The following is an 8848-nucleotide window of genomic DNA, read 5'->3' on the forward strand; positions in this document are numbered from 1 at the left end:
AGAAGTACGAATCACACCACAGGGTGATATACACCGATAAGGCCTTGGAAGCGGCGGTTTATCTGTCCAAGAGGTACATAACGGATCACTTCCTTCCGGACAAGGCGATCGATGTCATCGATGAAGCTGGAGCCCGTGCGAGGCTCAAGGTTTTCATCATTCCCCCTGAACTGAAGGCTATCAAGAACGAGCTGGAGAAGATAAAGACCGATAAGGAACTTGCTGTTTTGAATCAGGACTACGAAAGGGCTGCGCAGTTGAAGGAGAGAGAAATGGAACTCGAAGCAGAGTACAGGAAGAAGTATGCCGAGTGGAGAAGGAAGGCAGAAGCATCTGTAGCAAAGGTGGACGTCGATGATATAGCAGAGGTGGTATCTTCATGGACGGGAGTGCCTCTTAAGAAGATCGAGGAGACGGAGGTGGAGAGACTTCTCAATCTCGAGGAAGCACTCCATCAGAGGATCGTAGCACAGGACGAGGCCATAAAGGCTGTTGCAAGGGCTATAAGAAGAGCGAGAAGTGGATTGAAAGATCCGAGAAGACCGATTGGTGTCTTCCTTTTCCTTGGACCGACGGGAGTTGGAAAGACAGAGCTTGCGAAGGCTCTCGCGGAGTACCTGTTCGGTGATGAGAGGGCACTCATCAGATTCGACATGAGCGAATACATGGAAAGATTTTCCGTCTCGAGACTCATTGGAGCACCTCCCGGATACGTAGGCTACGAAGAAGGAGGAACGCTCACCGAAAAGGTAAGAAGAAGGCCGTTCTCCGTCATTCTATTCGATGAGATAGAGAAAGCTCACCCGGACGTGTATAACCTGCTCCTTCAGATCATGGACGATGGGAGACTCACAGACTCTCAGGGTCGTGAAGTGGACTTCAGAAACACCATAATCGTTATGACAAGTAACATTGGAAGTTCCTATATCAACAGATCTAAGAGGACGCTCGGCTTTGTCAGCGGCGATGACGAAGAGAGAGAGTTTGAAAAGATAAAAGAGCTTGTACTGGACGAGGTGAAGAAGACATTCAGACCCGAGTTCTTGAACAGGATCGATGAGACTATCATCTTCCATCCACTCAAGAAAGAGCACATAGAACAGATCATCGATATACTCCTGAGGGATCTCAGAAAAAGACTGGCGGAGAAAAACATGAAACTCGTTTTGACGAAGAGTGCAAAGGAATTCCTCGTCGAGAAAGGATTCGATCCAGTGTACGGTGCCAGACCTTTGAAGAGGGCGATCCAGAAGTACGTGGAAGATCCTCTGTCCGAAGAGATACTGAAGAGCAAGTTCGAGGAAGGAGACACCATCGTCTGCAGGGCTCACAAAGACGGTTTGAGGTTCACTAAAAAGAAGGAGAAGAAGGAGAAGGTGGTTCAGTGAAGAAGTTCGTGTGTTCCAACTGTGGCTATGTTTCTCCGAAATGGTTTGGAAGATGCCCTCAGTGTGGTGAGTACGATACAGCCGAAGAAATTGTAGGAGAAAAGAGCAGGGAGGGGAAGCCCTCCCTGTTTTTGAATCTGGAGTCCGCCGGTGAGATCTCTCTGGAGAGAATTACCACCGGCTTTTCGGAAATGGATAGGGTGCTCAAAGGTGGATTCATCCCGGGGCAGGTGCTTCTTCTTTCTGGGGAGCCGGGTATAGGGAAGAGCACCCTCGCACTCCAGCTTGCGGAGAGGTTTGCGCAGGATGGATTGGTCGTTTATATCTCCGGTGAAGAATCTCCTCAACAACTGAAAATGAGAGCTGACAGGCTGGCGATCAAGAAGAAGGAAAATATACTGCTGGTGGTAGAGAACGACCTGGAGGAGCTAATTCCGGTGCTTCAGAACGAAAAGGTCAATTTCGCAGTCGTTGATTCACTTCAAACGGTTTTTTCTTCAGAACTGGGGAGTAGTCCGGGCAGTGTTTCCCAGGTGAAGAACGTGACGATGAAGATGATCAACTTTGCAAAGAGAAAGAACGTACCTATCCTGTTGATAGGGCACGTGACAAAGGAGGGAGAAATAGCCGGGCCGAAGCTTGTAGAACATATGGTGGACACCGTTGCCTACTTCGAGGGTGACAGGCGCACGGGGTTGAGACTATTGAAGATCACAAAGAACAGGTTCGGTCCTTCGGATGAGGTTGCCGTTTTTGAGCTCGGTGAAAAGGGATTCGTTCAGGTTGAAAATCCCTCTTTCACAGAAAATGGTGCTGACCTTCCCGGTAACGCTCTCACCTGTGTTTTCGAAGGAACGAAACCTTTCGTTGTCCAGATCCAGGCACTCGTCTCCAAAAACAAAACTTTTTCGCCTAAGAGGGTGTGTAAGGGAGTGGACGTGAACAGGGTCATGCTTCTGATAGCAGTGCTCAGTAAGCTTTTAAAGCTTCCCATAGAGACGCACGACGTTTACGTGAACGTAGTTGGGGGTCTCAGGATAACCGATCCCGCCGCGGATCTCGCCATCGCTCTTGCTATCGTTTCTTCGTACCTCGAAGTGTCTCTTCGAGATACGGTGGCAATCGGAGAGATAGGTTTGGACGGAAGGGTGAGAAAGGTTTACAATATTAATAGAAGATTGAACTCGCTGAAGGGTTTTGGAAAAATCATAACACCCCCTTTCGAAGGGGCGAAAGAAAAAGTCTTCGTCGTTCACGACTTAAAGGAGGCTGTCTCTCTAATCGGGGGTGAGTCCTTTGGTTCCACAGGAACTGATTGAGAAAATCAAACTCATTTCACCTGGAACGGAGTTGAGAAAGGCACTTGACGACATTATAAGTGCCAACTTTGGGGCTCTTCTTTTCCTTGTTGATGATCCAAAAAAATACGATGATATCATCCAGGGGGGGTTCTGGCTGAATACGGATTTTTCTGCGGAAAAGGTCTATGAACTTTCGAAGATGGATGGTGCCATTGTGCTTTCTGAGGATCTCACACGGATCTATTATGCAAACGTTCACCTTGTACCCGATCCAACGATACCAACAGGGGAGACAGGAACAAGACACAGAACTGCTGAGAGGTTGGCAAAACAAACAGGAAAAGTTGTCATAGCAGTTTCTAGAAGAAGAAACATCATATCCCTTTACTACAAAAACTACAAGTACGTTGTGAACCAAGTGGACTTTCTGATTTCGAAGGTGACACAAGCGATCAGCACTCTCGAGAAGTACAAGGACAACTTCAATAAACTTCTGTCCGATCTCGAGGTACTCGAGCTGGAGAACAGAGTCACACTTGCTGACGTAGTGAGAGCGTTGATGAAGGGAATAGAACTTTTGAGAATAACCGAAGAAACGCGTCCTTACATTGTAGAGCTTGGAGAAGAAGGAAGATTGGCAAGGATGCAACTCAGAGAGCTGACAGAGGATGTGGACGATTTGTTGATTCTCCTGATAATGGATTATTCCTCCGACGAAACGGACGAGGAATCGGCAAGGGACACCCTCATGGACTTCATCACGAGGAGAGATCCTTCACCCATTTCCATTTCAAGAGCCTTGGGGTACGATGTACAGCAGGCGCCGCAGTTGGACGATGTTCTTGTTTCCGCGAGGGGATACAGGTTGCTTAAAACCGCGGCAAGGATCCCTCTCAGTATAGGCTACAACGTCGTCAAGATGTTCAAAAACCTCGATCAGATCAGCAAAGCATCCGTTGAAGATCTGAAGAAAGTAGAGGGAATTGGTGAAAAAAGAGCAAAAGCCATATCGGAAAGTATCAGTTCTTTAAAACACAGAAGAACTTCCGAGTGATTGTGGTAATATATTCTATGAAGTAGTTTTCTTGAAAACAATTTGAGAAATTTATCACAAAATCGTGAAACTAATTCCATGGGGAGGTGTTTTGCTTTGGCCGAAGTGATGGTTGTCATAAATGGAAAAACTTTAAAGGTGCCAGACAACATCACCGTTCTGGAGGCTTGTGAAAGAGCAGGAATTGAGGTTCCTGCGCTATGCCATCATCCAAGGCTCGGTGAGTCAATCGGTGCGTGCAGAGTTTGTGTCGTTGAAGTGGAGGGAGCGAGGAACCTGCAACCTGCGTGTGTCACCAAGGTTAGAGATGGTATGGTCATAAAGACCTCTTCTGAAAGGGTGAAGACCGCAAGGAAGTTCAACCTCGCTTTGCTTCTCTCTGAGCATCCCAACGATTGTATGACGTGTGAGGCGAATGGAAGGTGTGAATTCCAGGACCTGATCTACAAATACGACGTGGAACCCATCTTCGGATACGGCAAGAAGGAAGGCTTGCTCGACAGAAGCAGCCCTGCCATCATGAGGGATCTCTCCAAGTGTATCAAGTGTCAAAGGTGTGTGAGAGTGTGTTCCGAGATTCAGGGAATGAACATATACTCTATGGTGGAGAGGGGTTATCGAACCTATCCTGGCACGCCCTTCGACATACCTGTCTACGAAACGGATTGTATCAGTTGTGGACAATGTGCCGCGTTCTGTCCGACAGGTGCCATAGTTGAGAACTCCGCGGTGAAGGTTGTTCTCGAAGAACTTGAAAAGAAAGAAAAGATCCTTGTTGTGCAGACAGCACCTTCTGTTAGGGTCGCGATCGGTGAGGAATTCGGTTACGCTCCCGGTACGATCTCAACGGGTCAGCTTGTTGCCGCTCTCAGGCGACTTGGTTTCGACTACGTCTTTGACACGAACTTCGGAGCCGACCTCACCATTGTGGAAGAAGGAAGCGAGTTCCTTGAAAGATTGGAGAAGGGAGATCTGGAAGACCTTCCGATGTTCACCTCCTGCTGCCCGGCTTGGGTGAATCTGGTGGAGAAGGTCTATCCTGAGCTCAGAACAAGGCTCTCCAGTGCAAAATCTCCCCAGGGAATGCTCTCTGCTCTGGTGAAGACGTACTTTGCAGAGAAGCTTGGAGTGAAACCGGAGGACATCTTCCACGTGTCCATCATGCCCTGCACGGCGAAGAAGGATGAGGTCATGAGAAAGCAGCTCATGGTGAACGGTGTACCTGCAGTGGATGTGGTGCTCACCACGAGAGAGCTTGGAAGACTGATCAGGTTGAAGAACATACCCTTCGCCAACTTGCCTGAGGAAGAGTACGACGCACCCCTCGGTATCTCCACGGGTGCCGCCGCCCTGTTCGGTGTCACCGGTGGTGTGATGGAGGCTGCTTTGAGGACGGCGTACGAACTCAAAACTGGGAAGACACTTCCAAAGCTTGTGTTCGAAGAGGTCAGAGGTCTGAAGGGTGTCAGAGAAGCCGAAGTGGAGCTCGACGACCAGAAGATCAGGGTAGCCGTGGTTCATGGTACCGCCAACGTGAGGAATCTTGTCGAAAAGATTCTCCGAAGGGAAGTGAAGTACCACTTCGTCGAGGTTATGGCGTGTCCCGGCGGTTGTATCGGTGGAGGAGGTCAACCCTACAGCAGAGACCCGGAGATACTCAGAAAGAGAGCGGAAGCGATCTACACCATTGATGAGATGATGACCATAAGGAAATCCCACGAGAACCCGGCTATAAAGAAGCTCTACGAGGAATACCTCGAGCATCCTCTCAGCCACAAATCCCACGAGCTCCTGCACACCTACTACGAGGACAGATCGAGAAGAAAGAAAGTGGTGGCAAAGTGAGGAGGGGGATTCCCCTCCTTTCTTCTTGGAGGTGATTTCTATGAAGAAGACAATCACCTTGTTTTTTATATTGATCGCTGTGATGTTTTTCGGCGTGAAGCTTTTGAATCCCTTTGGACCCGCTCTGATACCAGTCGTTCCCATTCTTGAGGGAAAAGTTCCCTATGATGTGGAGGTAGAGATATGGAAGAATCCAGAAGAAGCGATTGCTCGGATTGTCACGGGAGAAGCAAACTTCATAGTTCTTCCTGTCACCGTTGGTGCGAATCTCTACACGAAAGGTGTGAAGATTCAGCTACTTGGGGTTCATGAGTGGAAGGTTTTCTATCTTGTCGCATCCAACGATGTTCCCTTTGAAGGATGGAAGAGTCTTCGTGACCGGGAGGTTTACACTCCTCACGGCAGGGGTCAAACTATTGATGTCTTAATGAGATACTTTATGTCCAAGGTAGGCTTGAAACCAGATGAAGACGTGAAAATTCTCTACGCTCCTCCCCAGGAGATAGTTGCTCTCTTTAAATCCGGGAAGGCAAAATACGTTGCTCTTCCAGAGCCGTTCGTTAGTATGTGTCTGGATAAAGGGCGTGTGGTACTGGATTTCCAGAAAGAATGGGGAAAAGAAACAGGTGTCTCCGACAGGATCCCCATAGCGGGACTGTTTGCAAGGGAGGGTGTGAGCCAAGAAGAAATCGAGAAAGTGGAGAAAGCGCTCCTTCTATCTATCGAGTGGATGGAGGAAAATCTCGAAGAGACAGTTCAGCTTTCTTCGAAGAGACTTGGAATACCTTCTGATCTTCTCAAGGCGTCCCTTGAGAGAATTGATTTCTACTACGTGCCCGCCGGGAAATGCAAAGAGGAAGTGTCGGTGTTCCTTAGGAAATTGAACGAGCTCTATCCTGAGGGGTTGCAGAGTGCGCCAGATGAAGGTTTTTACGAGAAATGAAAGTGTTTCTAGGACTTGCCATCGTACTCGTTTTGTGGCAGATTTTGCACACGCTTTTTCCATCCTCTCTGATTTTGCCGGGTCCGGTTGAAACTTTCAGAGTGCTGGTTGAGATAATGAACGAAGAAACGTTCGATGCCCTTCTGAACACTCTCTGGAAGGGTATTGCGTCGACAGGACTTGTAGTACTCGTTGGTCTTCCCGTTGGCCTTCTCATGGGAATAAATGATAAAGTCTACGAAGTCGTCAGGCCGCTGGTCACGGTGGTGCAATCGGTTCCAGTCGTCTCCTGGCTCGCTGTGGTGGTGTTCCTTTGGGGGATAGGATGGCAAGGGCCGGTTGTGATCTCTTTTCTCTCACTCCTTCCGGTTTCCATTTTCACGACGGTCTCTGGGGTAAGAAGTGTCGATAAGAGACTCGTGGAGATGATGAGAATCTACAGAGTGCCTCGCAGAGTCGTTCTGAAAGAGATATACCTCGGATCGCTCTGGCCGTTTGTTCTGTCCATTCTCGAGATTTCCTCGGGGAACGTATGGAAGGCTGTGATCATGGCGGAGTACCTCTGTGGAGACAGGGGTATAGGTGTTTTGATCTCTTGGGCGAGGCAGTATGTGGACGTTCCCCGGGTATATGCTCTCACCATCCTGGCGGTGGCTCTCGGGATTCTCTTCGAGAGGGTGGTAAAGACCTTCACTGGGAAGGTATGGAAGAGATGGAGACTGTCCTGAAAGTGGAAGGGTTAGAGAAAGAGTTCGATGGAGTGAAAGTGATAGAAGACTGGCGTTTTGTGGTGAAACGAGGGGAGAGAATAGCTCTTTTGGGACCCTCTGGGTGTGGGAAAACAACGTTTTTGAGGATAGTTGCAGGAATCGAGTCTTTTCGAGGGAAGGTAGAAGTTTCTGCAGAAAAGTTGGGGTACGTGTTTCAGGATTCTAGGCTGATCCCATGGAGGACTGTAAGAGGGAACCTTTGGGTGATCAGTGGAAACGAGAGCAGGGCGTCGTACCTTCTCGACCGAGTGGGGTTGAAGGGTTTTGAAAACCATTATCCATGGCAGCTCAGCGAGGGTATGAAGCAGAGGGTAAACCTTGTGAGGGCTCTGCTGGTTGAACCGGATCTTCTTCTCTTGGATGAGCCGTTCGATGCTCTGGACCTCAGGATGAAAAAGCAGGTGATGGAATTGCTCCTAGAAGAGTGGAACGAAAGAGGATTCTCAATGGTATTCGTCACCCACGATGTGAAGGAGGCTGTTTTTCTTTCCGACAGGATTTTTCTTCTCTCTGGAAGACCTACAAGGATCGTTGACGAGGTCAAAATCGATGAGAGGGTGAGGGACATAATGGACGAAAAGTTGTTTAAACTAGAGAAGATGGTAATAAACAGGATTCTCAACCTACCTCTATGAGTTTTATCTCCTCCGGAAGCTCGATCTCGTCAATGTTGATCTCCTGGACATCTTCTCTTGCCCACTCGAGAAGCTTCAGATCTCTGTAGAGATTTGCCACTTTGAAACCGCTCATACCATGCTGTCTGAGGCCGAAGAATTCCCCTGGTCCTCTTGTCTTCAGGTCGTACTCGGCTATCTTGAATCCGTCCGTGTTGAGTGCGAAGAACCTGAGCCTTTCCATGGCTTCCTCACCCACATCACCCACAAGGAAACAGTAAGCGTCCTGACCACTTCTTCCGACCCTTCCACGGAGTTGGTGAAGCTGCGCAAGACCGAACCTCTCAGGGTTTTCTATCACCATCACGTTCGCCCTCGGAACGTCTATCCCAACTTCTATAACGGTTGTGGATACGAGAATATCATACCTTCCCTCTGCAAACTCCATCATCACCCTGTCTTTTTCTTCCTGAGAGAGTTTCCCGTGCATGAGACCTACTCGAAACTCTGGAAACACTTCTCTGGAGAGATACTCGTACATCTCAACGGCGGATTTTGCGTTCAGTTTGTCGGATTCTTCGATCAACGGATACACGATGAAGGCCTGTCCTCCCTTCATTGCCTCCTGCCTTACGAATTCGTAGACCTCGTGTACCCTGTCCATAGAAACGAGCATGGTCTGTACCTCTTTCCTCCCCGGCGGCATCTCGTCTATCACGGTGACATCCAAGTCTCCGTAGAAGGCGAGGGCCATGCTTCGGGGAATCGGGGTGGCGCTCATCACCAGGGTGTCCACCATACGGCCCTTGTTCATGAGGGCTTCCCTCTGCCTCACTCCGAATCGATGTTGCTCGTCTATTACAACAAGGCCGAGGTTTTTAAAGTGTACGTCTTCTTGTATCAGGGCGTGTGTTCCTATCACCAGGTCTATCT

At 48.9% G+C, this 8848-nt stretch carries 8 protein-coding genes; 7 read left to right on the forward strand and 1 reads right to left on the reverse strand.

All coding sequences use genetic code 11. The annotated features are described in order from the left end of the window. The 7 genes from J7K79_RS05075 to J7K79_RS05105 form a co-directional block, all read left to right on the forward strand. A partial coding sequence (locus tag J7K79_RS05075) for an ATP-dependent Clp protease ATP-binding subunit (protein WP_296905819.1) occupies positions 1 to 1388 on the forward strand: 1388 nt, incomplete at its 5' end. Beyond that, positions 1385 to 2707 carry a DNA repair protein RadA gene (gene radA / locus J7K79_RS05080; RefSeq protein WP_296905822.1) on the forward strand — a complete coding sequence of 441 codons (1323 nt, stop codon included), beginning with the start codon at positions 1385 to 1387 and terminating at the stop codon, positions 2705 to 2707. The genes J7K79_RS05075 and radA, both read left to right, overlap by 4 nt. Beyond that, a complete protein-coding gene (disA, locus tag J7K79_RS05085; RefSeq protein WP_296905824.1) occupies positions 2685 to 3743 on the forward strand; it encodes a DNA integrity scanning diadenylate cyclase DisA in 1059 nt (352 codons plus the stop codon). The genes radA and disA overlap by 23 nt, the downstream gene beginning before the upstream one ends. Positions 3744 to 3839: 96 nt before the next feature. Then, positions 3840 to 5588 (forward strand): NADH-dependent [FeFe] hydrogenase, group A6, encoded by a 1749-nt coding sequence (locus J7K79_RS05090; protein ID WP_296905826.1) that lies wholly within the window; start codon positions 3840 to 3842, stop codon positions 5586 to 5588. A 40-nt stretch (positions 5589 to 5628) separates the two neighbouring features. Continuing rightward, positions 5629 to 6531, forward strand: a complete 903-nt coding sequence (locus tag J7K79_RS05095; protein ID WP_296905828.1) for an ABC transporter substrate-binding protein — start codon at positions 5629 to 5631, stop codon at positions 6529 to 6531. Beyond that, on the forward strand, positions 6528 to 7259 hold the full coding sequence (locus J7K79_RS05100) for an ABC transporter permease (protein WP_296905830.1): 732 nt from the start codon (positions 6528 to 6530) through the stop codon (positions 7257 to 7259). The genes J7K79_RS05095 and J7K79_RS05100 overlap by 4 nt, the downstream gene beginning before the upstream one ends. Then, on the forward strand, positions 7235 to 7936 hold the full coding sequence (locus J7K79_RS05105; RefSeq protein WP_296905831.1) for an ABC transporter ATP-binding protein: 702 nt from the start codon (positions 7235 to 7237) through the stop codon (positions 7934 to 7936). The genes J7K79_RS05100 and J7K79_RS05105 overlap by 25 nt, the downstream gene beginning before the upstream one ends. Here J7K79_RS05105 and J7K79_RS05110 read toward each other — a convergent pair. Further along, positions 7920 to 8848: helicase-related protein (locus tag J7K79_RS05110; RefSeq protein WP_296905833.1), on the reverse strand; the 929-nt coding region annotated here is incomplete at its 5' end. The two genes, J7K79_RS05105 and J7K79_RS05110, sit on opposite strands and share 17 nt — an antisense overlap.

Source organism: Thermotoga sp., from assembly GCF_021162145.1.
Lineage (GTDB): Bacteria > Thermotogota > Thermotogae > Thermotogales > Thermotogaceae > Thermotoga.